Raw genomic sequence first — 21,979 nt, forward strand, 5'->3', positions numbered from 1 at the left:
AACGTGCAAAGTGTTGATGTCGCTATTGTTGGCGGTGGAATGGTGGGGCTGGCGGTTGCCTGTGGTTTGCAGGGCAGTGGATTGCGCGTCGCCGTGCTGGAGCAGGCCGCGCCGCAGCCGTTAAGCGCGGATGCGCCGCCGGCGCTGCGGGTGTCGGCAATTAATGCCGCCAGCGAGAAGCTGCTGAATAAACTGGGCGTCTGGGAGGACATAGTCGCCCGGCGCGCCAGCTGCTACCACGGTATGGAAGTGTGGGACAAAGACAGTTTTGGCCGTATCAGCTTTGATGACCAGAGCATGGGCTTTAGCCACCTTGGGCATATTATTGAAAACGCCGTGGTGCATCATGTTCTGTGGCAAAAAGCGCAGCGCTGTGCTGACGTCACGCTACTGGCCCCGGCGCAGCTGCAGCAGGTCGCGTGGGGCGAGAATGAGGCCTTTCTTAGCCTGCAGGACGGCAGCATGTTAACCGCCCGGCTGGTGGTTGGCGCCGATGGCGCCAATTCGTGGTTGCGTAATAAAGCCGATATCCCGCTGACCTTTTGGGATTATCAACATCATGCGCTGGTTGCCACTATTCGCACCGAAGAGCCGCACGAAGCGGTGGCGCGTCAGGTATTTCACGGCGATGGTATTCTGGCGTTCCTGCCGTTAAGCGATCCTCATCTCTGTTCTATTGTCTGGTCGTTGTCTCCTGAAGAGGCGGAACGAATGCGGCAGGCAGACGAGGCCGCTTTTAATCAGGCGCTGAATATTGCCTTCGATAACCGTCTGGGTTTGTGTTCCGTAGAGAGCGAACGTCAGGTTTTTCCGCTCACCGGCCGCTACGCGCGGCAGTTTGCCGCCCACCGTCTGGCGCTGGTTGGCGATGCCGCCCATACCATTCATCCGCTGGCGGGGCAGGGCGTTAATCTTGGCTTTATGGATGCCGCCGAACTGATTGATGAGCTGAAGCGCCTGCATGCGCAGGGCAAGGACATCGGCCAGCATCTCTATCTGCGTCGCTATGAGCGCAGCCGCAAGCACAGCGCTGCGGTGATGCTCGCGGGGATGCAGGGCTTCCGCGACATGTTCTCCGGCAGCCATCCGGCGAAAAAGCTGCTGCGCGATATTGGACTCAAGCTGGCGGATACTCTCCCTGGCGTGAAGCCGCAGCTTATTCGACAAGCAATGGGGCTAAACGATCTCCCGGCCTGGTTACGTTAAGTACGTCACACTTCTCTCTCCCGGCCTGCGCGCCGGGTTTTCCCTCTCATTTGAAATAATCTAATTTCACCTCTTTTTTCGCATTAGTTTTATTAATGTCACCTTTTTTTTGTTATAGAAATTAGGCTCATCTTTTCGCAGAAAATATCATCATGCTCTGCTTTTTTAACGCTGTTGTTTGTTTTTGTGCGGGCTTAATCGCTTTTTTGTAGGTAAAAATTCTGTAGCCTCTTCGGGTGCTTTTGGTCATAAGCTAATGTGATGTCCTGACCGGGCTTATGGTTTAGTGCGGATATCGGTGGTAAGTTCAGGCCAAAGAGAACGTTTGCGTCGGCATCCGTTTGCGATGCTGGCGGCGCGTTTCGTGGCGCAATTTTGGCAAAAATAGTGGCTGGTTCCGTTTTATTCGATGAGGAAAAGATGGCTCAACAGACTCCGTTGTTTGAACAACACACGCTATGCGGCGCGCGCATGGTGGATTTCCATGGCTGGATGATGCCGCTGCATTACGGATCCCAGATCGATGAGCACCATGCGGTGCGCGGTGATGCCGGAATGTTCGATGTGTCGCACATGACCATCGTTGATTTTCACGGCAGCCGAATTCGCGAGTTCCTGCGCTATTTGCTGGCTAACGACGTGGCGAAGCTCACCATCCCGGGCAAAGTGCTCTATAGCGGCATGCTGGCCGCCTCTGGCGGCGTCATTGACGACCTGATTGTTTATTTCCTTTCTGAAGATTATTTCCGCCTCGTTGTTAACTCCGCTACCCGTGAAAAAGACCTCGCCTGGATCACCCAGCAGTCTGAATCCTATGGTCTTGAAATGACCGTGCGTGACGATCTTTCCCTGATCGCTGTACAAGGTCCAAAGGCAAAAGAGAAAGCGGCGACGCTGTTTACCGACGCGCAGCGCCAGGCTGTAGAAGGTATGAAGCCCTTCTTTGGCGTGCAGGCGGGGGATCTGTTTATTGCAACCACCGGCTATACCGGCGAAGCGGGTTATGAAATCGCGCTGCCGAACGAGCAGGCGGTGGATTTCTGGCGCGGCCTGCTGGACGCGGGCGTTAAGCCGTGCGGCCTTGGCGCGCGCGATACGCTGCGTCTGGAAGCGGGAATGAATCTTTATGGCCAGGAGATGGACGAAGGCGTCTCTCCGCTGGCGGCTAACATGGGCTGGACCATTGCCTGGGAGCCTGCTGACCGTAACTTTATCGGGCGTGAGGCGCTGGAACTCCAGCGTGAAAAAGGCACCGAACAGCTGGTCGGTCTGGTGATGACTGAGAAAGGCGTTCTGCGCGGCGGCCTGCCGGTACGCTTCAGCGATGCCGAGGGCAATCAGAAAGAGGGCATTATCACCAGCGGGACCTTCTCCCCGACGCTGGGCTACAGTATTGCCCTGGCGCGCGTACCGGAAGGCATCGGTGAAACCGCCGTGGTGCAGATTCGCAACCGCGAAATGCCGGTCAAAGTGACGAAACCCGTTTTTGTACGCAACGGCAAAGCCGTGGTGTGATTTCCCATTTGGAGATGAATTAATGAGCAACGTACCAGCAGAACTGAAATACAGCAAAGAACACGAATGGCTGCGTAAAGAAGCGGACGGTACCTATACCGTCGGAATCACCGAGCACGCGCAGGAGCTGCTTGGCGATATGGTTTTCGTTGACCTGCCTGAAGTGGGCGCCGCCGTTGAAGCGGGCGCCGACTGCGCGGTGGCCGAATCCGTCAAGGCGGCTTCCGATATCTACGCGCCAATTAGCGGCGAAATCGTTGCCGTCAATGAAGAGCTGAACGACTCACCTGAGCTGGTCAACAGCGAGCCGTACACCGGCGGCTGGATTTTTAAAATTAAAGCCAGCGATGAAGCTCAGGTTGCCGCGCTGCTGGATGCGACCGCATACGAAGCTCTGTTAGAAGACGAATAAATACGCATCTTCCTTCACGTAGCAGTGGCGTTGGCTTCCTGCAACGCGAATGATTTTGCATATTCTGGCCCGGTAAGCATCAGTGCTCGCCGGGCAAACCAGTCAGACAATCACGATTCACCGCACGTTCAGGAACCATCGCTCATGACCCAGACTTTAGGCCAGCTTGAAAACCGTGACGCCTTTATTGAACGTCACATCGGCCCGGACGCCCGACAGCAGCAGGAGATGCTGAATACCGTTGGCGCCGATTCGCTTAACGACCTGATTGGCCAGATTGTGCCGCAGGATATTCAGCTGGCGACGCCGCCGCAGGTGGGTGAAGCAACCACAGAATTCGCCGCGCTGGCAGAGCTGAAGGCGATTGCCGGTCGTAACAAGCGCTTCAAGTCGTACATTGGCATGGGTTACACCGCCGTGCAGCTGCCTCCGGTTATTCAGCGCAATATGCTGGAGAACCCGGGCTGGTATACCGCCTACACGCCTTATCAGCCGGAGGTTTCCCAGGGTCGCCTGGAATCACTGCTGAACTTTCAGCAGGTGACGCTCGACCTGACCGGTCTGGATATTGCTTCGGCCTCGCTGCTGGACGAAGCCACTGCCGCCGCGGAAGCGATGGCAATGGCCAAACGCGTGAGCAAACTGAAAAACGCTAACCGTTTCTTTGTTGCCGCCGATGTTCATCCGCAGACGCTGGACGTGGTGCGCACCCGCGCAGAAACTTTCGGTTTCGATGTGATTGTCGATGATGCCGAGAAAGCCCTCGACCATCAGGACGTCTTCGGCGTGCTGCTGCAGCAGGTAGGGACGACCGGCGAGGTTCATGATTACAGCAAACTGATTGCTGATCTGAAAGCGCGCAAAGTGATTGTCAGCGTCGCAGCCGATTTTATGGCGCTGGTTCTGCTGACGGCTCCGGGCAAGCAGAGCGCGGACATTGTGTTTGGCTCCGCCCAGCGCTTCGGCGTACCTATGGGCTACGGCGGCCCGCACGCGGCGTTTTTTGCCGCAAAAGATGAATTCAAACGTTCCATGCCGGGCCGTATTATCGGCGTATCGAAAGATGCGGCGGGCAATACCGCGCTCCGCATGGCGATGCAGACCCGCGAGCAGCATATCCGCCGCGAGAAAGCGAACTCCAATATCTGTACCTCCCAGGTACTGCTGGCTAATATTGCCAGCCTGTACGCCGTGTTCCACGGCCCGGCCGGCCTGAAGCGTATCGCCAGCCGCATTCATCGCCTGACCGATATTCTGGCCGCAGGTCTGCAGAAAAAAGGCCTCAAGCTCCGCCATGCGCACTACTTTGACACCCTGTGCGTGGAAGTGGCTGATAAAGCGGCTGTGCTGGCGCGGGCGGAAGCGCTACAGATCAACCTGCGTAGCGATATTCATCACGCCGTCGGGATCACGCTCGACGAAGCCACCACTCGTGAAGACGTTCTGAACCTGTTCCGCGCTATCGTTGGCGACGATCGTGGCCTGGATATCGACGCTTTGGATAAAGACGTGGCCCTGGACAGTCGTTCAATCCCGGCCAGCATGCTGCGCGACGATGCGATCCTCACTCATCCGGTGTTCAACCGCTATCACAGCGAAACCGAGATGATGCGCTATATGCACACGCTGGAGCGTAAGGATCTGGCGCTGAACCAGGCGATGATCCCGCTGGGCTCCTGCACGATGAAGCTGAATGCCGCCGCCGAGATGATCCCCATCACCTGGCCGGAATTTGCCGAACTGCATCCGTTCTGCCCGGTCGATCAGGCCGAAGGCTATCACCAGATGATCGCTCAGCTCTCCGACTGGCTGGTTAAGCTGACCGGCTATGATGCGGTATGCATGCAGCCGAACTCCGGTGCGCAGGGTGAATACGCGGGCCTGCTGGCGATTCGCCATTACCACGAGAGCCGTAACGAAGGGCATCGCGATATTTGCCTGATCCCAAGCTCCGCACACGGTACCAACCCGGCTTCCGCGCAGATGGCGGGGATGCAGGTGGTGGTCGTAGCCTGCGATAAAAACGGCAATATCGACCTGGCGGATCTGCGGGCCAAAGCCGAGCAGTATGCGGCGAACCTCTCCTGCATCATGGTCACCTATCCTTCCACCCACGGCGTCTACGAAGAGACTATTCGCGAAGTGTGCGAAGTGGTGCATCAGTTTGGCGGCCAGGTTTACCTTGACGGCGCGAACATGAACGCCCAGGTCGGTATTACCTCTCCAGGCTTTATCGGCGCGGACGTCTCGCACCTTAACCTGCATAAAACCTTCTGCATTCCGCACGGCGGCGGCGGTCCGGGGATGGGACCTATCGGCGTCAAATCGCACCTGGCGCCGTTTGTACCGGGCCACAGCGTGGTGCAAATTGAAGGCATGCTGACCCGTCAGGGCGCAGTTTCCGCCGCGCCGTTCGGCAGCGCCTCCATTCTGCCGATCAGCTGGATGTATATCCGGATGATGGGCGCAGAAGGGCTAAAACAGGCAAGCCAGATGGCGATTCTGAACGCCAACTACATTGCTACCCGTCTGAAAAACGCGTTCCCGGTGCTGTATACCGGCCGTGACGGTCGCGTGGCGCACGAATGCATTCTGGATATTCGTCCGCTGAAAGAAGAGACCGGCATCAGCGAGCTGGATATCGCTAAGCGACTGATCGATTATGGTTTCCACGCCCCTACCATGTCCTTCCCGGTCGCCGGCACGCTGATGGTGGAACCGACCGAATCGGAAAGCAAAGTGGAGCTGGACCGCTTTATCGATGCGATGCTGGCGATTCGCGGCGAGATCGACCGCGTGAAAGCCGGCGAGTGGCCGCTGGAGGATAACCCGCTGGTGAATGCGCCGCATACTCAGGGTGAACTGGTGAGCGAGTGGAACCATCCGTACGCTCGTGAACTGGCGGTGTTCCCGGCCGGGCTGAACAATAAATACTGGCCGACCGTTAAGCGTCTGGACGATGTTTACGGCGACCGCAATCTGTTCTGCTCCTGCGTACCGATGAGTGAATATCAGTAATCTGCTGATTAGGCTATTTTTTAAAGGCGCTGCGGCGCCTTTATTTTTTGGGAGAATGGTATGACGATAGCATTGGTGACGGGCGGTAGCCGCGGAATAGGTAAAGCGACGGCGCTGCTGCTGGCGCAGGAAGGGTATACCGTGGTAGTGAATTACCATCAGAATAGCGCTGCCGCGACCGACGTGGTGAATGAGATTCGCGCCTGCGGCGGCAACGCCGTTGCGCTCCGGGCGGACGTCAGCGATGAAGCGCAGGTGATGGAGATGTTCGCCGCTATCGACCGCCTCGGTGAACCGCTTTCCGCGCTGGTCAATAACGCCGGGATTTTATTTACCCAGGGGACGATTGAAAGCCTTTGCGCCGAGCGAATTAACCGGGTGCTGGCCACCAATGTTACCGGCTACTTCCTTTGCTGCCGGGAGGCGGTAAAGCGGATGTCGCACAAGCATGGCGGTAAAGGTGGGGCGATTGTGAATGTTTCATCCGCAGCATCGCGCCTCGGGGCGCCGGGAGAGTACGTGGATTATGCCGCTTCAAAAGGCGCGGTTGATTCCCTGACCACCGGATTGTCGCTGGAGGTCGCGGCGCAGGGCATTCGGGTTAACGGCGTGCGCCCCGGATTAATCTATACCGATATGCACGCCAGCGGCGGCGAGCCGGGACGCGTGGATCGCGTCAAGTCGATGCTGCCCATGCAGCGCGGCGGGCAGCCGGAAGAGGTGGCGCAGGCGATCGTCTGGCTACTGAGTGATAAGGCCTCCTACGTTACCGGCAGCTTCCTCGAGCTGGCGGGCGGGAGATAGCAGGCAATCCATTTCCCGGGGCGCGGCTAACGCCTTGCCCAGGGAACAAAATCGGTATATCGCAGCGAACGGGTAGCCCTGCTAAGCGCAGCGCGAGCAGGGAAATACGCTATGACGCCAGCCATAGCCGCAGGCGCATTCCCCAGTTGCTGGTCCAGCCGGTGGTGACTGACTTCACCTCACCGCGCGAGATAACGATAAGGGTCGGCGTGACCTGTACCTCCCACCCTTGGGATAGCTGACCGCTGGCGTCATTGATCGTCGGCAGCGCTATTTTTTTATGCGCCAGCCAGCGCGCCAGGGTGGCGTTATCGCCCGAACGTAACGCTACCGTCATAACATTACCGCCATCGTCGGCTAAAGCAGCCACCGACGGGGTGGTATAGCGGCATACGCTGCACCAGGTTGCCCAGACGTATAGCAATAAGGGACGCTCCTGGCTCATTGCCGCCAGATCGACTGTTCGGCCATCAAGCGTTTGCAGCGGCATGCTGGAGAAATTCTGCGGCAGTGCGGGCCTGCGTAGATAATCCACCGTCAGACTGACGGCGGCAACAATCAGGATCCATGTCAGGAGCTGTCTGAAGACTTTAAGCATCATTTTTCTACATTGTAATGCGCCGTAACGGCCGGCAGCGTGCGGCGTTGATTCACTGAGTAAACGTCAGCAGCTCAACGATTGTTGCGGTTTATCTTATCGGTTGAGGGCGCGTAAGCAACGCTAATGCTGTAAAGAAGTGTCTGTTTTGTGGGAAGTTTTGCCCCTCCCTAGGGGAAGGGGCAAGATGATTACAGTTTCTCGCCGTTGCTGGCGATAACCTCTTTGTACCAGTTAAAGCTCTTTTTGCGCGAGCGGGACATATCCCCGGTGCCGTCGTCATGCTTGTTGACGTAGATGAAGCCGTAGCGCTTGCTGTACTGACCGGTTGTGAAGGAGACGCAGTCGATGCAGCCCCACGGGGTGTAGCCCATGAGTTCAACGCCATCGTAGGTCACCGCTTTGATCATCTCTTCAACGTGAGCGCGAAGATAGTCGATGCGGTAGTCGTCGTTGATGCTGCCGTCTTCTTCTACTTTATCGTACGCACCAAAGCCGTTTTCGACGATGAACAGCGGTTTCTGATAGCGTTCATACAGTTCGCACAGCGCATAGCGCAGGCCAACCGGGTCAATTTGCCATCCCCAGTCGGAGGCTTTGACATGCGGATTGGGCACGCTGCCTTCAAAGCCGGAAATTGCGTCGCCGGTGCCGCCTTCCGCTCTCACCGCGTTGGTCATGTAGTAGCTGAAACCGAGATACGCACAGGTGCCTTCACGCAGGATTTGCGCATCGCCTTCATCCATTTTGATATTGAAACCGCGGCGTTCCCACTCGTTCAGGACGTAGCTCGGGTAGTAGCCGCGCAGCTGTACGTCGGTAAAGACGTAGCGTTCACGCATCGATTCCTGCGCAAACATCACATCTTCCGGCTTACAGGAGTACGGATAGAGAGGAACCATCGCCAGCATGCAGCCAACCTGCATTTCCGGGTTGATTTGACGCGCCGCTTTCACCGCCAGCGCGCTGGCGACGAATTGATGATGCAGCACCTGGTACATGGTCTCTTCCGGGTTTTCATGTTCGGTATAGACTACGCCGGAGCAGCAGTAGCCAAACAGCGGCGCGCGCCAGTTACGCTGGTTGTTGATCTCGTTGAAGGTCATCCAGTATTTCACTTTGTGCTTATAGCGCTCGAAGACCGTTTCGGCAAAACGCACAAAGAAATCGACCACTTTGCGGTTGGTCCAGCCGCCGTACTGCTGAACAAGATGCAGCGGCATCTCAAAGTGGGAGAGGGTGATAACCGGCTCGATGTTGTACTTCAGCAGTTCATCGAACATGTCATCGTAAAATTTTAGCCCTTCTTCATTTGGCTGGGTTTCGTCGCCTTGCGGAAAGATGCGCGTCCAGGCGATGGAAGTACGGAAGCACTTGAAGCCCATCTCGGCGAACAGCTTGATGTCTTCTTTATAGCGGCCGTGGAAGTCGATGGCTTCGTGGTTGGGGTAGTATTTACCCGGCTCGACCTGCTGGGTTATCTCACGCGGTACGCCGTGCGCGCCGCCGGTTAGCACGTCGCAGATGCTCGGGCCTTTGCCGTCTTTATTCCAGCCGCCTTCAACCTGATGTGCGGCGACCGCACCGCCCCATAAAAAGTCTTTTGGTAAAGGGATTTTTTTCATCTTTGCTCATCTCGTCATAATGGCTGTTGGCTGCGAGTCTAACAAAGGGAATATAAATGTCACGATATAACAATTTGCCTGAAATGGAATTTGTTACATCGGAAAAACACCCTGTTATTTTCAGACGAGTTTGCGCGCTAATTTACGGCCCAACGTTTCCAGAATATAAATAACCGGGATCTGCGTGGTAATATCGTAGACGCCGCCGATGCGCGTTTGCGGAACGTGCCAGGAGAGATTGAAGTCGGCGAGCTTTGCCAGCCGCGAGTGCTCGTGGCTGGTGATGGACATCACTTTACAGCGATGCAGGCTGAACTGGCTGGCAAAGCGCAGGATTTCTTCGGTTTCACCGGAGACCGACAGCACAATAGCCAGAGCATTACGCGCCATATCATTGGTCACCGGAAAATAAGGATCGTCGATATGATTGCTGAATTTTCCGACGTTAGAAAAGAAACGTGCGCCATATTTTGCCAGCGCGCCGGAGGTGCCGGCGCCGACGAAAATAATTCTTTCCGAAGCGAGTATAATATCAACCGCCTGCTCGAGCAGTTGGTCAAATTCATCGTTATTGATGCTTTTAAAAAAGCTCATTATTTCGCTGGCGCCGATATTTGCCTGTTGAGGCTCATTCTGCTCCAGATATAATTTAAAGCGTACGCGAAACTCCGAGTAGCCTTCGCACTGCAGCTTGCGGCAGAAGCGCAGAACGGTAGTCGTGGAGACTCCGGCCGCTTCCGCCAGCTCGCGGATGGTCATGTACATCACTTTGTCGCGATTTTTAATGACGTAGTGATAGACCATCATCTCAAGATTATTGAGACTGGCGATAGCGGCGTGGGAGAAGATACTCACAGTGGCAAACTCACAATTCATAATGACCAGGACGGAATGATATCATGCAGCCAAATGACATAACCTTTTTTCAGCGTTTTCAGGACGACATTCTCGCCGGACGCAAAACGATTACCATTCGCGATGCTGCTGAATCGCACTTTAAAACGGGCGATGTGCTGCGCGTTGGCCGCTATGAAGATGACGGCTATTTTTGCACTATTCGCGTGGTGGCCACCTCAACGGTAACGCTGGATACGCTGACCGAACTGCATGCGCAGCAGGAAAACATGACGCTGGCGCAGCTGCGTGAGGTGATTGCGGAGATCTATCCTGAAGAAAAGCAGTTTTATGTTATTGAATTCGAAAAGCTTTAATAAAATAGTGAACGTCTGTTAGTTGAAATTTTTATGTAAGCTTTTGATTTTATACTGTTCATAAATATTCACCTTTTTATTTTAGCGAACAGGTGTTCACTGGAATCATTCTCAGTTAACCTAAGTGTGCATTGAAAGCGTACGGGTTTTCGGAGTCAAATATGGTTCGCAAATCGTTAATCACACAGGGATATTCTCTGGCAGAGGAAGTTGCCAACAGCATCAGTCACGGGATCGGGCTGGTGTTCGGTATCGTTGGTCTGGTGCTGTTGTTGGTGCAGGCGGTAGATAGCAACGCCGGCGCAACGGCTATCACCAGCTACAGTCTGTACGGCGGCAGCATGATTTTGCTGTTCCTCGCCTCGACCCTCTATCACGCGATTCCGCATCAGCGGGCTAAGCTGTGGCTAAAAAAATTCGACCACTGCGCCATCTACCTGCTGATTGCCGGAACCTACACGCCGTTTCTGCTGGTGGGGCTAAATTCGCCGCTCTCGCGCGGGCTGATGATCGTCATCTGGAGCCTGGCGCTGCTGGGGATCCTGTTTAAGCTGACGATTGCGCATCGTTTTAAGATCCTCTCTTTAGTGACCTATCTGACTATGGGCTGGCTGTCGCTGATCGTCGTTTATCAGCTGGCGATTAAGCTGGCGATTGGCGGCGTGACGCTGCTTGCGGTGGGCGGGGTCGTCTATTCGCTGGGGGTTATTTTCTACGTTTGTAAGCGTATTCCGTACAACCACGCTATCTGGCACGGCTTTGTGCTGGGCGGCAGCGTGTGCCACTTCCTGGCGATTTATTTGTACGTCGGGCAGGCTTAAATTTTGAGAAATCTCCCGGCTCGCGCTACGCTTAGCCGGGCTACAGGTTCACCGTCGTCTGAGGGCTGGTAGCCGGGACAGGCGCGTTATCGCCGCCTCCAGGAAGAAGGCGGCGGGGAATATCGCTTTAACTCTCTTCCAGCGAATACGGCAGCGGCTCAATGCTCAGGCTGCCGGCATCGTCGCGCACGCGGAATACGCTGCCCGGCTCCATATCGTTATTCATCACTACCTGCACCAGCAGGCGACCATCATCCAGCTGCACGGCCGCTAAAACGGTACCGGTACGACGCCAGTTGTCACCCATCTTCATTTCCAGGTCTTCCCCGGCTTCAGGCACGCGGCTGGCGGTCCCGGCCAGATACCACAGGGCGCGCTTGTTGGCACCGCGGAATTTAGCGCGGGCAACCATCTCCTGACCGGTATAGCAGCCTTTTTTGAAGCTGATGCCGCCCAGCGCCTGCAGGTTGGTGGCCTGCGGAATAAACTGCGCGCTGTTGGCGCTGTCGATGACCGGCAGGCCAGCTTCAATATTCAGCGCCAGCCACTGCTGGCTATTGTTTAGCTGTGCTTCGCCGCGCAGCGCGTCGGTGATGCGGGTGGCGGTTGCCACATCGGTCACCAGCAGGAAGCGCTCGGCGGGATGCTCAAACCACAGCACGCTGGTGGCACCTTCGCTGACAACCTGTTTATCGGCATTCGGCAGCTCGTTAAACAGCGGCGTCAGCGCAGCGCGTGCCTGGAACCCGGCAACGCCCAGCAGCACGGATTCATCGTCGGCGGCGATGGTCACTTTAGAGAACACCGCATACTTTTTCAGTTCAGTCAGCTGCGCATCGCGCAGGCTGCGGCGCTCAATCCACGCAAAACCCTCGTTGCGACGGAAAACGCGCAGATTGCTCCACATCTTGCCCTTGGCGTCACAATGCGCGGCAAGCAGATGCTGCTCGTCGGTCAGGTGGCTGACGTCAGCGGTGATCTGCCCCTGCAGATATTTCTCGCCATCCGGCCCGGTAATCGTCGCCAGCGCCCAGTCATCCAGCGTCATCAGCGTTAACGGCAGACGAGCGGAAGAGGAGGGCTGACGCGGAGGAAAAGGTGTAAAAGCCATAGTCATATCCTGAATAGCTTAACGCAGAGTGTGTGACTAATGGTAAAAGAGCTATGGTGCAATGCAAGCGCTTTTGCCAGGCCATTCGTGCCCTCAAAACTGGGCGCTAACGCGAACGAAATTATCAATAACCTGATTATTTTAGAGATTTCATGGAATAGCGCTCGTGGATCTTGATATTCCAGTGAAGTCAGCGGCGAAAACGGGTTAAACTAAGCAATATTTATAAGCAGGAAGTAAAACATGGATATTAACAATAAAGCTCGCATCCACTGGGCATGCCGCCGGGGAATGCGTGAACTCGATATCTCCATCATGCCGTTTTTTGAGCATGAGTACGATACGCTCAGTGATGACGATAAGCGGTTGTTCATCCGCCTGCTGGAAAATGACGATCCGGACCTGTTCAACTGGTTGATGAACCATGGCGAACCGGCTGATGCAGAACTGCAGCGGATGGTAAAATTAATTCAGACACGGAATCGGGAACGTGGTCCTGTGGCAATCTGATTTACGCATCTCGTGGCGAGCGCAATGGTTCTCACTGTTGATGCACGGCGTGGTGGCGGCGCTGGTGCTGGTGTTGCCCTGGCCGCTGAGCTATACCCCGCTGTGGCTGATACTGCTGTCGCTGGTGGTGTTCGACTGCGTGCGCAGCCAGCGGCGGATCCATGCCAGACAGGGGGAAATAAAGTTGCTGATTGACTCTCGCCTGCGCTGGCAAAAAGCGGAGTGGGATATCGTCGGCACCCCGTGGGTAATCAATAGCGGAATGCTGCTGCGTCTGCGAAATACGGAAAACCAACGCACTCAGCATCTATGGGTGGCGGCGGATAGCATGGACGCGGGCGAGTGGCGCGATCTGCGTCGGCTGGTGTTACAGAAACCGACGCAAGATTAAGCCTGGACTCAGGCGAACTGCTCAGCCATTTCGCCGAGGATTTGCTCGCACCAGTTCTGAATACGCTCATCGCTCAGGTCATACTGGTTGGTTTCATCGAGCGCCAGACCAACGAACAGCTGGCCGTCGGCGATGACCGGTTTCGGGCTGGTAAATTCATAGCCTTCGGTTGGCCAGTAGCCGATGAACTTAACCCCTTTTGTTGCCAGCTTATCGTGCAGCATGCCGAGCGCGTCAAGGAACCATTCGCCGTAGCCTAGCTGGTCGCCCATGCCATAGAGCGCGACGATTTTACCCTGCAGATCCAGCGTATCAAGCTGCTGCCAGACCGCCTCCCAGTCCTCCTGGATCTCGCCAAAATCCCAGGTTGGAATGCCGAGGATCAGCACATCATATTGCGTCATCAGGGCAGGGGAATCATCTTTCAGGTTATGCAGCGTCACCAGTTCAGGGCCGATGATATCGCGGATTTTTTCCGCCGCCATTTCTGTGTAGCAGGTGCTGGAGCCGTAAAAAAGACCTATGTTCATCGCGGAAACGTCTCAATTCTTGCTGTGACTTTGCGCTTAGTGTACCAGAAAGGCCGCGCCCGCCTGCAACTCGAATTATTTAGGGTATAATGGCGCCGTTTTAATATACAAAGAGGCCGGAGTGGAACAGGATCTCGCACAAATCGAGCAGTTTCTTGATGCCTTGTGGCTGGAGCGGAATCTGGCGGAAAACACGCTGAGCGCCTACCGCCGGGATCTGACGATGGTCGTGGAATGGCTGCATCATCGTGGCCTGTCGCTTGCCAGCGTCAGCGGCGAAGATCTGCAGTCGCTGCTGGCGGAGCGGCAAACCGGCGGTTATAAAGCCACCAGCACCGCGCGCCTGCTAAGCGCCGTGCGTCGCTTCTTCCAGCATCTGTACCGGGAAAAAATTCGCCCCGATGACCCCAGCGCGCTGCTCGCATCGCCAAAGCTGCCGCAGCGGCTGCCGAAGGATCTGAGCGAGGCGCAGGTTGAGCGCCTGCTTCAGGCCCCTTTGGTTGAACAACCGCTGGAACTGCGTGATAAAGCGATGCTGGAAGTGCTGTACGCCACCGGTCTGCGCGTTTCTGAACTGGTGGGCCTGACCATGAGCGATATCAGCCTGCGTCAGGGCGTGCTGCGCGTGATCGGTAAAGGAAATAAAGAACGTCTGGTGCCGTTAGGCGAAGAGGCGGTACTGTGGGTTGAGAATTACCTGGAGTACGGGCGTCCCTGGCTGCTGAACGGCGTGGCTTCCGATGTGCTTTTTCCCAGCCAGCGCGCGCAGCAGATGACGCGCCAGACGTTCTGGCATCGAATTAAGCACTATGCCGTACTGGCGGGAATTGACAGCGAAAAGCTCTCTCCGCACGTGCTGCGCCATGCGTTCGCTACCCATTTACTTAATCACGGCGCCGACTTACGCGTGGTGCAGATGCTGTTAGGACACAGCGATCTCTCCACGACGCAGATCTATACCCACGTGGCGACCGAGCGTCTGCGACAACTCCATCAACAGCATCACCCGCGTGCGTGAGTGCTGAAAAAAAGGACTGAGTATGAAAAAAGGTTTACTGATGTTCACTCTGCTGGCGACCACCTTATCCGGTGCGGCGCATGCCGATAGCGCGGCGATCAAGCAACTGCTGGCGAAGCTTGGCGTGCAGAGCTCGGACGTGCGGCCTTCGCCGGTCAAAGGCATCAGCACCGTGTTGACGGACAGCGGCGTGCTGTACGTCACCGATGATGGTAAACACATTATCCAGGGGCCGATGTACGATGTCAGCGGCGCGCAGCCGGTAAACGTTACCAATGCGCTGCTGGGGGGGAAGCTAAACGCCCTGGAAAAAGAGATGATCGTCTACAAAGCGCCGCAGGAAAAACATGTCATCACCGTCTTCACCGATATTACCTGCGGTTATTGCCACAAGCTGCATGAGCAGATGAGCGACTATAACGCGCTGGGGATTACCGTGCGCTATCTGGCCTTCCCGCGCCAGGGGCTGCAAAGCGAAGCCGAGCAGAATATGAAGGCTATCTGGTGCGCCAAAGATCGCAACAAAGCGCTGGATAACGCGATGAGCGGCAAAGGCGTGCAGCCAGCGAGCTGCGATGTTGATATCGCTAAACACTACACGCTCGGCGTGCAGCTTGGCGTTAACGGCACGCCGGCGATGGTACTGAGCGACGGTACGCTGATGCCTGGCTATCGCGATCCTAAAGACCTGAAAGCGCTCCTTGATGAGCATCAAAAACAGATAAGCGGTAACTGATTCGCGTGAAACAACAGATACAACTACGCCGCCGCGAGGCGGCTGACGGCGTCGATTTACCTGACGATCTCCCTCCGCTGCTGCAGCGGCTGTACGCCAGCCGCGGCGTGCGTAGCGCGCAGGAGCTGGAACGCGGTGTAAAAGGTATGCTGCCATGGTCGCAGCTGACCGGCGTCGAAAAAGCGGTAGAGATGCTCTACGGCGCATTTAAGCAGGAGCTGCACATTGTGGTGGTCGGCGATTTTGACGCCGACGGCGCTACCAGTACTGCGCTTAGCGTTCTGGCCCTGCGGGGGCTGGGCTACGGCAACGTCTCGTACCTGGTGCCAAACCGTTTTGAGGATGGCTATGGCCTGAGTCCGGAAGTGGTCGATCAGGCTCACGCCCGCGGCGCGCAGATGATAATGACCGTGGATAACGGCATTTCCTCCCACGCCGGCGTCGAGCGCGCCCATGCGCTGGGTATTCCGGTGCTGGTGACCGATCACCATCTGCCGGGGGATACGCTGCCTGCCGCCGAAGCGATTATTAACCCGAACCTGCGGGACTGCGAGTTCCCGTCAAAATCGCTGGCCGGGGTTGGCGTGGCCTTTTATCTGATGCTGGCGCTGCGCACTTTTCTGCGTGATAAAGGTTGGTTTGATGAGCGCGGCATTGCGCCGCCGAATCTGGCGGATTTACTCGATCTGGTGGCGCTTGGCACCGTGGCGGACGTCGTACCGCTGGATGCCAACAACCGTATTCTGACCTGGCAGGGGCTGAGCCGCATTCGGGCAGGTAAATGCCGTCCGGGCATCAAGGCGCTGCTGGAAATCGCCAACCGCGATCCGCAAAAGCTGGCGGCAAGCGATCTCGGCTTCGCGCTTGGCCCGCGCCTTAATGCGGCTGGGCGGCTGGACGACATGTCCGTCGGCGTGGCGCTGCTGCTGTGCGACAACACCGGCGAAGCGCGGGTGCTGGCCAATGAGCTGGACGCGTTAAACCAGACGCGTAAAGAGATAGAACAGGGGATGCAGGCGGAAGCGCTGACCCTGTGTGAAAAGCTGGAACGCAGCAGCGAGACGCTGCCCGGCGGCCTGGCGATGTACCACCCGCAGTGGCATCAGGGCGTCGTCGGCATTCTGGCCTCGCGTATTAAAGAGCGCTTCCATCGCCCGGTTATCGCCTTTGCGCCCACCGGTGACGGTACGCTCAAAGGCTCAGGTCGGTCGATTCAGGGGCTGCATATGCGCGATGCGCTGGAGCGTCTGGATACCCTCTATCCCGGGCTGATTCTGAAGTTCGGTGGTCATGCCATGGCGGCGGGTTTGTCGTTAGAAGAGGCGCGTTTTGAGGAGTTTCAGCAGCGTTTCGGCGAACTGGTGACCGAGTGGCTCGATCCTGCGCTACTGCAGGGCGAAGTGGTCTCCGACGGCCCGCTGGCGGCGGCAGAGATGAGCATGGAGGTCGCACAAATGCTGCGCGACGCCGGGCCATGGGGGCAGATGTTCCCTGAGCCGCTGTTCGATGGCCGTTTTCGTCTGCTACAACAGCGTCTGGTCGGCGAGCGTCACCTGAAGGTGATGGTTGAGCCGGTCGGCGGCGGCCCGCTGCTGGACGGTATTGCGTTCAATGTGGATACTTCCATTTGGCCGGATAACGGCGTTCGCGAAGTTCAGCTTGCCTATAAGCTGGATATCAATGAGTTCCGCGGCAACCGCAGCCTGCAGCTGATCATTGACCACCTCTGGCCAAATTGAGAACAGTATATTAATGAGAGCGCGAATCCGGTAGAATTCCGCTCTTATCACCGCATTTTGACGAATCCATTAAAAGAAACCGACCATGTTTGAAATAAATCCGGTAAAAAACCGTATTCAGGACCTCACGGAGCGCTCGGACGTTCTTAGGGGGTATCTTTGACTACGATGCTAAGAAAGAGCGTCTTGAAGAAGTAAACGCCGAGCTGGAGCAGCCTGACGTCTGGAACGAACCAGAACGTGCGCAGGCGCTGGGCAAAGAGCGTTCCTCGCTGGAAGCCATCGTTGATACGCTGGATCAGATGTCTCAGGGGCTGGAGGATGTTTCCGGTCTGCTGGAGCTGGCCGTTGAAGCCGACGACGAAGAGACCTTTAACGAAGCCGTTGCTGAGCTTGATGTGCTGGAAGAGAAGCTGGCGCAGCTTGAGTTCCGCCGCATGTTCTCCGGTGAATACGACAGCGCCGATTGCTACCTCGACATCCAGGCCGGTTCCGGCGGTACGGAAGCGCAGGACTGGGCGAGCATGCTGATGCGCATGTATCTGCGCTGGGCCGAAGCGCGCGGCTTCAAGACCGAGATCATCGAAGAGTCTGAAGGCGAAGTGGCGGGCATTAAGTCCGTGACCATCAAGATTATTGGCGACTACGCTTACGGCTGGCTGCGTACCGAAACCGGCGTTCATCGTCTGGTACGTAAGAGCCCGTTCGATTCCGGCGGCCGCCGCCATACCTCTTTCAGCTCCGCGTTCGTTTATCCGGAAGTGGATGACGACATTGATATCGAAATCAACCCGGCGGATCTGCGCATTGACGTTTATCGCGCATCCGGCGCGGGCGGTCAGCACGTTAACCGTACGGAATCCGCGGTGCGTATCACCCATATTCCGACCGGCTTAGTGACCCAGTGCCAGAACGACCGTTCACAGCACAAGAACAAAGACCAGGCCATGAAGCAGATGAAAGCGAAGCTTTATGAGCTGGAAATGCAGAAGAAAAATGCCGAGAAGCAGGCGATGGAAGATACCAAATCCGACATCGGCTGGGGCAGCCAGATCCGTTCTTACGTGCTGGATGACTCCCGCATTAAAGATCTGCGTACCGGGGTGGAAACCCGCAACACTCAGGCGGTGCTGGACGGCAGCCTGGATCAATTTATCGAAGCAAGTTTGAAAGCAGGGTTATGAGGAACCAACATGTCTGAACAACAAGCACAGGGCGCTGACGCGGCAATTGACCTTAATAATGAACTGAAAGCCCGTCGTGAGAAGCTGGCTGCGCTGCGTGAGCAGGGTATCCCGTTCCCGAATGATTTCCGTCGTGACCACACCTCTGACCAACTGCACGCTGAATTCGATGCCAAAGAAAACGAAGAGCTGGAAGCGCTGAACGTTGAAGTCGCCGTTGCTGGCCGCATGATGACCCGCCGTATCATGGGTAAAGCCTCCTTCGTTACGCTGCAGGACGTTGGCGGCCGCATTCAGCTGTACGTCGCCCGCGACGATCTGGCGGAAGGCGTCTACAACGAGCAGTTCAAAAAATGGGACCTCGGGGACATCATCGCGGCGCGCGGTAAGCTGTTCAAAACCAAGACCGGTGAACTCTCCATCCATTGCACCGAGCTGCGCCTGCTGACCAAAGCCCTGCGCCCGCTGCCGGACAAATTCCACGGCCTGCAGGATCAGGAAGCGCGCTATCGTCAGCGCTACCTGGATCTGATCTCCAACGATGAATCGCGCAACACCTTTAAAGTGCGTTCGCAGATCCTGGCCGGCATCCGCCAGTTCATGGTCGGCCGCGGCTTTATGGAAGTGGAAACCCCGATGATGCAGGTGATCCCCGGTGGCGCTTCCGCCCGTCCGTTCATCACCCATCACAACGCGCTGGATCTGGATATGTACCTGCGCATCGCGCCGGAACTGTACCTGAAGCGTCTGGTGGTTGGCGGCTTCGAGCGCGTGTTCGAAATCAACCGTAACTTCCGTAACGAAGGTATCTCCGTTCGTCATAACCCAGAGTTCACCATGATGGAACTCTATATGGCCTATGCGGACTATAAAGACCTGATCGAGCTGACCGAATCCCTGTTCCGCACCCTGGCGCAGGACGTTCTCGGCCATACCGAAGTGCCTTACGGCGATCAGACCTTTGATTTCGGCAAGCCGTTTGAAAAACTGACGATGCGCGAAGCGATCAAGAAGTACCGTCCGGAAACCGAGATGGCCGATCTGGATAACTTCGATTCTGCAAAAGCCATTGCGGAAAGCATCGGCATTCACGTTGAGAAGAGCTGGGGTCTGGGCCGCATCGTGACCGAGATCTTCGAAGAAGTGGCGGAAGCGCACCTGATTCAGCCAACCTTCATCACCGAATATCCGGCAGAAGTCTCTCCGCTGGCGCGTCGTAACGACGAGAACCCGGAAATCACCGATCGTTTTGAATTCTTCATCGGCGGGCGTGAAATCGGTAACGGCTTTAGCGAGCTGAACGATGCGGAAGACCAGGCGCAGCGTTTCCTCGATCAGGTTAACGCGAAAGCTGCCGGTGACGACGAAGCCATGTTTTATGACGAAGACTACGTCACCGCGCTGGAGCACGGCCTGCCGCCGACCGCAGGTCTCGGTATTGGTATCGACCGTATGGTGATGCTGTTTACCAACAGCCACACTATCCGCGACGTGATCCTGTTCCCGGCGATGCGTCCGGTAAAATAAGTTCTGAACCCTGAATCATTCGAGTTGCATGAAAGCCAACGCACATGCAACCTGAAGTATGGCGGGTAGACTGTAATAAACGAAACCCCAGCGCTGCTGGGGTTTTTTATGCCTGGCGGCTAAAGCTTATTAAGGCATTACGCGCATTATCATCCGCAGCCTGCATGACCATCCACGGGCTAAAAGCCCAGGGCGTCGCGCGAATTGCGCTTAAAACATCCTCAAGATGGCTCCACTGAAAATCCATCACTTCGTCAGGATTTATCCGTAACGCGCTGGCTACTCGTGCCGCATAGACCGGACAGACCTCGTTTTCGACAATGCCATTCGGCGCGACGGCCCGGTAACGGAACCCCGGAAAGACCGGGACGATACGGGTTATCTCGACGCCGAGCTCAAAGCGGCAGCGGCGCTCAACGGCCTGTTCAAAGGTTTCGCCGGTTTGCGGATGCCCGCAGACTGAGTTCGTCCATACGCCTGGCCAGGCTTTTTTGCCCAGCGAGCGGCGCGTGACCAGCAGTTGGCCTTGTTCATTGAACAGCCAGCTGGAAAACGCGAGATGCAGAGGGGTATTGAGGGTGTGGGCGGCATACTTCTCCAGCATACCTGTAGGCTTATCTTGCTCGTCCAGCAAAATGACATGTTCCCCGGCCATGACAACTCCTGAAATAGAAAATGACCCGGCACAAACCCGCCGGGTCATGTACTCAGGCCACTAGGGTAGCCCATAAATGGGACAAAGGCATTACCAAAACAAGCCCTGGCAACATGTTGGCTACCGGAAAGAGCTTAATGTTACAGATACGCAACCCGGTCGCCACCATCAGCAGCCCGCCGGCGCAGGAGAAATCCGCCATCATATCAGGCGAGATCGACGGCAGAATAACCACCGCCAGCATCGCCAGCGCCACCTGAATAATGACCTGCGGGATAGCAATGGTCATCACCGCGTAGCCCAGCAGCGTCGCGAAAATCCCGGCGGTAAATAGATCGAGAATCGTTTTGATATACAGAATTGACGGATCGCCGCTCATGCCTTCGGTCATCGCGCCGAAAATACCGGTGCCGCTGGCGCAAAACAGAACCAGGATGGCGACAAATTTCTCGGTAAACTCTTCATGGCCGAGGCCATTGACCGGTGGCAGCACTTTGTTGATCAAACCGCGGGTGGAACCTGCGGCTTTACCGATGCCCTTTTCCAGATGCAGCAGTTCGCCGAGGATGGCGCCAATCACCATTGCCAGCACGACGGCGGGCATATATTTAACTTTGAGCACCAGCGTAATACCAAGACCAACGGAGCACAGGCCGAAGGTCATCGGCAGCGCCGTTTTGACGCGCTCGGGGAGCTTGCCGCCCGCCACAGCGCCGATGAGTCCGCCGATAATCACGGCGGCTCCGTTTACATATGGGCCGATTAACATTGAATAATTTCCGGTTAATTAAAACATAGCTCGCCTTCACCCCAGCGGGGGATGTTGTTGACCTGCAGGTCAAACAGATCGAGCGCGCGATTGACGCTATGGGTAACGATGTCGTCCGCCGTTTGCGGACGCTGGTAAAGCGCCGGGACCGGCGGAAAGATAATTCCGCCCATTTCGGTTACGGCGGCCATATTGCGGATGTGGCCGAGGTTCAGCGGCGTTTCCCGGGCCAGCAGCACCAGGCGGCGACGTTCTTTCAGCACCACGTCTGCCGCGCGGGTGAGCAGGTTGTCGGTCAGGCAGTGGGCGATGGCGCCTAAAGAACGCATTGAACACGGCGCGACCAGCATCCCCAGCGTTTTAAATGAACCGCTGGAGATAGCTGCGCCAAGATTGGCGATGGGATGCACCACGTCGGCCAGCGCCATCACCTCGTCCAGGCGGTAATCCGTCTCCAGCTCGCAGGTTTTTTCCGCGCCTTTAGAGACGACCAGGTGGACTTCAACGGGATGCGGGCGCAGTAGCTCCAGCGCCTTAACGCCGTACTGAAACCCGGATGCGCCGCTGATACCAATGATGATGCGTGCCGTCATGAGGTT

Annotated in this window: 22 protein-coding genes; 14 read left to right on the plus strand and 8 right to left on the minus strand. The window is 56.5% G+C overall.

Annotated features, from left to right (window positions below; all coding sequences use genetic code 11):
• Nucleotides 1–3: 3 nt before the first annotated feature.
• The 5 genes from ubiI (at nt 4) to KO1_RS14270 (ending at nt 6,955) form a co-directional block, all read left to right on the plus strand.
• Complete coding sequence (gene ubiI, locus KO1_RS14250; RefSeq protein ID WP_004115291.1) at nt 4–1,206, plus strand: FAD-dependent 2-octaprenylphenol hydroxylase; 1,203 nt, start codon at nt 4–6, stop codon at nt 1,204–1,206.
• 420 nt (nt 1,207–1,626) lie between these two features.
• On the plus strand, nt 1,627–2,721 hold the full coding sequence (gene gcvT / locus KO1_RS14255) for a glycine cleavage system aminomethyltransferase GcvT (RefSeq protein ID WP_064406948.1): 1,095 nt from the start codon (nt 1,627–1,629) through the stop codon (nt 2,719–2,721).
• Nucleotides 2,722–2,743: 22 nt separating this feature from the next.
• Nucleotides 2,744–3,133: a glycine cleavage system protein GcvH gene (gcvH, locus tag KO1_RS14260; protein WP_004105585.1), complete on the plus strand. Its 390-nt coding sequence runs from the start codon at nt 2,744–2,746 to the stop codon at nt 3,131–3,133.
• A 144-nt stretch (nt 3,134–3,277) separates the two neighbouring features.
• Nucleotides 3,278–6,151 carry an aminomethyl-transferring glycine dehydrogenase gene (gene gcvP / locus KO1_RS14265; RefSeq protein WP_017145454.1) on the plus strand — a complete coding sequence of 958 codons (2,874 nt, stop codon included), beginning with the start codon at nt 3,278–3,280 and terminating at the stop codon, nt 6,149–6,151.
• Nucleotides 6,152–6,211: 60 nt separating this feature from the next.
• Nucleotides 6,212–6,955 (plus strand): SDR family oxidoreductase, encoded by a 744-nt coding sequence (locus KO1_RS14270; protein WP_004105581.1) that lies wholly within the window; start codon nt 6,212–6,214, stop codon nt 6,953–6,955.
• Between the two features lie 109 nt (nt 6,956–7,064).
• Here KO1_RS14270 and KO1_RS14275 read toward each other — a convergent pair whose 3' ends face one another.
• The 3 genes from KO1_RS14275 to KO1_RS14285 all read right to left on the minus strand — a co-directional run bounded on the left by KO1_RS14275 (nt 7,065) and on the right by KO1_RS14285 (nt 10,027).
• The gene (locus tag KO1_RS14275; RefSeq protein WP_004105578.1) at nt 7,065–7,556 is read right to left on the minus strand and encodes a protein disulfide oxidoreductase; all 492 of its coding nucleotides are present in this window, start codon (nt 7,554–7,556) and stop codon (nt 7,065–7,067) included.
• Nucleotides 7,557–7,744: 188 nt separating this feature from the next.
• Nucleotides 7,745–9,178, minus strand: a complete 1,434-nt coding sequence (locus KO1_RS14280) for a 6-phospho-beta-glucosidase (RefSeq protein ID WP_004105576.1) — start codon at nt 9,176–9,178, stop codon at nt 7,745–7,747.
• Between the two features lie 120 nt (nt 9,179–9,298).
• Nucleotides 9,299–10,027 (minus strand): MurR/RpiR family transcriptional regulator, encoded by a 729-nt coding sequence (locus tag KO1_RS14285; RefSeq protein ID WP_064352017.1) that lies wholly within the window; start codon nt 10,025–10,027, stop codon nt 9,299–9,301.
• Nucleotides 10,028–10,077: 50 nt separating this feature from the next.
• Between KO1_RS14285 and yqfB the strand changes: the two genes are divergently transcribed.
• On the plus strand, nt 10,078–10,389 hold the full coding sequence (yqfB, locus tag KO1_RS14290; protein WP_017145456.1) for a N(4)-acetylcytidine aminohydrolase: 312 nt from the start codon (nt 10,078–10,080) through the stop codon (nt 10,387–10,389).
• Nucleotides 10,390–10,550: 161 nt separating this feature from the next.
• Nucleotides 10,551–11,210 carry a PAQR family membrane homeostasis protein TrhA gene (gene trhA, locus KO1_RS14295; RefSeq protein WP_004105569.1) on the plus strand — a complete coding sequence of 220 codons (660 nt, stop codon included), beginning with the start codon at nt 10,551–10,553 and terminating at the stop codon, nt 11,208–11,210.
• Between the two features lie 127 nt (nt 11,211–11,337).
• On the opposite strand, the gene ygfZ is transcribed toward trhA, so the two are convergent.
• Nucleotides 11,338–12,321: a tRNA-modifying protein YgfZ gene (ygfZ, locus tag KO1_RS14300; protein ID WP_004115279.1), complete on the minus strand. Its 984-nt coding sequence runs from the start codon at nt 12,319–12,321 to the stop codon at nt 11,338–11,340.
• 243 nt (nt 12,322–12,564) lie between these two features.
• On the opposite strand from ygfZ, the gene sdhE reads away from it, so the two are divergent.
• Entirely contained in the window at nt 12,565–12,831 is a 267-nt protein-coding gene (gene sdhE, locus KO1_RS14305) for an FAD assembly factor SdhE (protein WP_004105561.1), read from the plus strand.
• Nucleotides 12,812–13,222, plus strand: coding sequence for a protein YgfX (locus KO1_RS14310; protein ID WP_004105559.1), 411 nt, complete (start codon nt 12,812–12,814; stop codon nt 13,220–13,222). The genes sdhE and KO1_RS14310 overlap by 20 nt, the downstream gene beginning before the upstream one ends.
• 8 nt (nt 13,223–13,230) lie before the next feature.
• On the opposite strand, the gene fldB is transcribed toward KO1_RS14310, so the two are convergent.
• Complete coding sequence (fldB, locus tag KO1_RS14315) at nt 13,231–13,752, minus strand: flavodoxin FldB (RefSeq protein WP_004105557.1); 522 nt, start codon at nt 13,750–13,752, stop codon at nt 13,231–13,233.
• Nucleotides 13,753–13,873: 121 nt separating this feature from the next.
• Here fldB and xerD point away from each other — a divergent pair, with 121 nt between their 5' ends.
• The 5 genes from xerD to lysS all read left to right on the plus strand — a co-directional run bounded on the left by xerD (nt 13,874) and on the right by lysS (nt 19,956).
• Nucleotides 13,874–14,770, plus strand: coding sequence for a site-specific tyrosine recombinase XerD (xerD, locus tag KO1_RS14320; protein WP_004105555.1), 897 nt, complete (start codon nt 13,874–13,876; stop codon nt 14,768–14,770).
• A gap of 22 nt (nt 14,771–14,792) precedes the next feature.
• Nucleotides 14,793–15,506, plus strand: a complete 714-nt coding sequence (gene dsbC / locus KO1_RS14325; RefSeq protein WP_064406949.1) for a bifunctional protein-disulfide isomerase/oxidoreductase DsbC — start codon at nt 14,793–14,795, stop codon at nt 15,504–15,506.
• 5 nt (nt 15,507–15,511) lie between these two features.
• The gene (gene recJ, locus KO1_RS14330; protein WP_004105553.1) at nt 15,512–17,245 is read left to right on the plus strand and encodes a single-stranded-DNA-specific exonuclease RecJ; all 1,734 of its coding nucleotides are present in this window, start codon (nt 15,512–15,514) and stop codon (nt 17,243–17,245) included.
• 85 nt (nt 17,246–17,330) lie between these two features.
• Nucleotides 17,331–18,429 (plus strand): peptide chain release factor 2 gene (gene prfB, locus KO1_RS14335; protein ID WP_097365639.1). Its coding sequence is split into 2 segments (ribosomal slippage): nt 17,331–17,405 and nt 17,407–18,429, totalling 1,098 coding nucleotides; the frame shifts between segments, so codons are not numbered across the junction.
• A gap of 9 nt (nt 18,430–18,438) precedes the next feature.
• A complete protein-coding gene (gene lysS, locus KO1_RS14340) occupies nt 18,439–19,956 on the plus strand; it encodes a lysine--tRNA ligase (protein ID WP_004105551.1) in 1,518 nt (505 codons plus the stop codon).
• A gap of 106 nt (nt 19,957–20,062) precedes the next feature.
• On the opposite strand, the gene idi is transcribed toward lysS, so the two are convergent.
• From idi to KO1_RS14355, 3 genes are read right to left on the minus strand one after another with little or no spacing between them, the layout of a single operon-like run.
• Nucleotides 20,063–20,611 carry an isopentenyl-diphosphate Delta-isomerase gene (gene idi, locus KO1_RS14345; protein WP_004105550.1) on the minus strand — a complete coding sequence of 183 codons (549 nt, stop codon included), beginning with the start codon at nt 20,609–20,611 and terminating at the stop codon, nt 20,063–20,065.
• Nucleotides 20,612–20,663: 52 nt separating this feature from the next.
• On the minus strand, nt 20,664–21,380 hold the full coding sequence (locus KO1_RS14350) for a DUF554 domain-containing protein (RefSeq protein WP_024274697.1): 717 nt from the start codon (nt 21,378–21,380) through the stop codon (nt 20,664–20,666).
• A 14-nt stretch (nt 21,381–21,394) separates the two neighbouring features.
• Nucleotides 21,395–21,973: a UbiX family flavin prenyltransferase gene (locus KO1_RS14355; RefSeq protein ID WP_004105547.1), complete on the minus strand. Its 579-nt coding sequence runs from the start codon at nt 21,971–21,973 to the stop codon at nt 21,395–21,397.
• Between the last annotated feature and the right edge of the window lie 6 nt (nt 21,974–21,979).

The sequence above is a fragment of the Klebsiella oxytoca NBRC 105695 genome (assembly GCF_001598695.1).
Lineage (GTDB): Bacteria > Pseudomonadota > Gammaproteobacteria > Enterobacterales > Enterobacteriaceae > Klebsiella > Klebsiella oxytoca.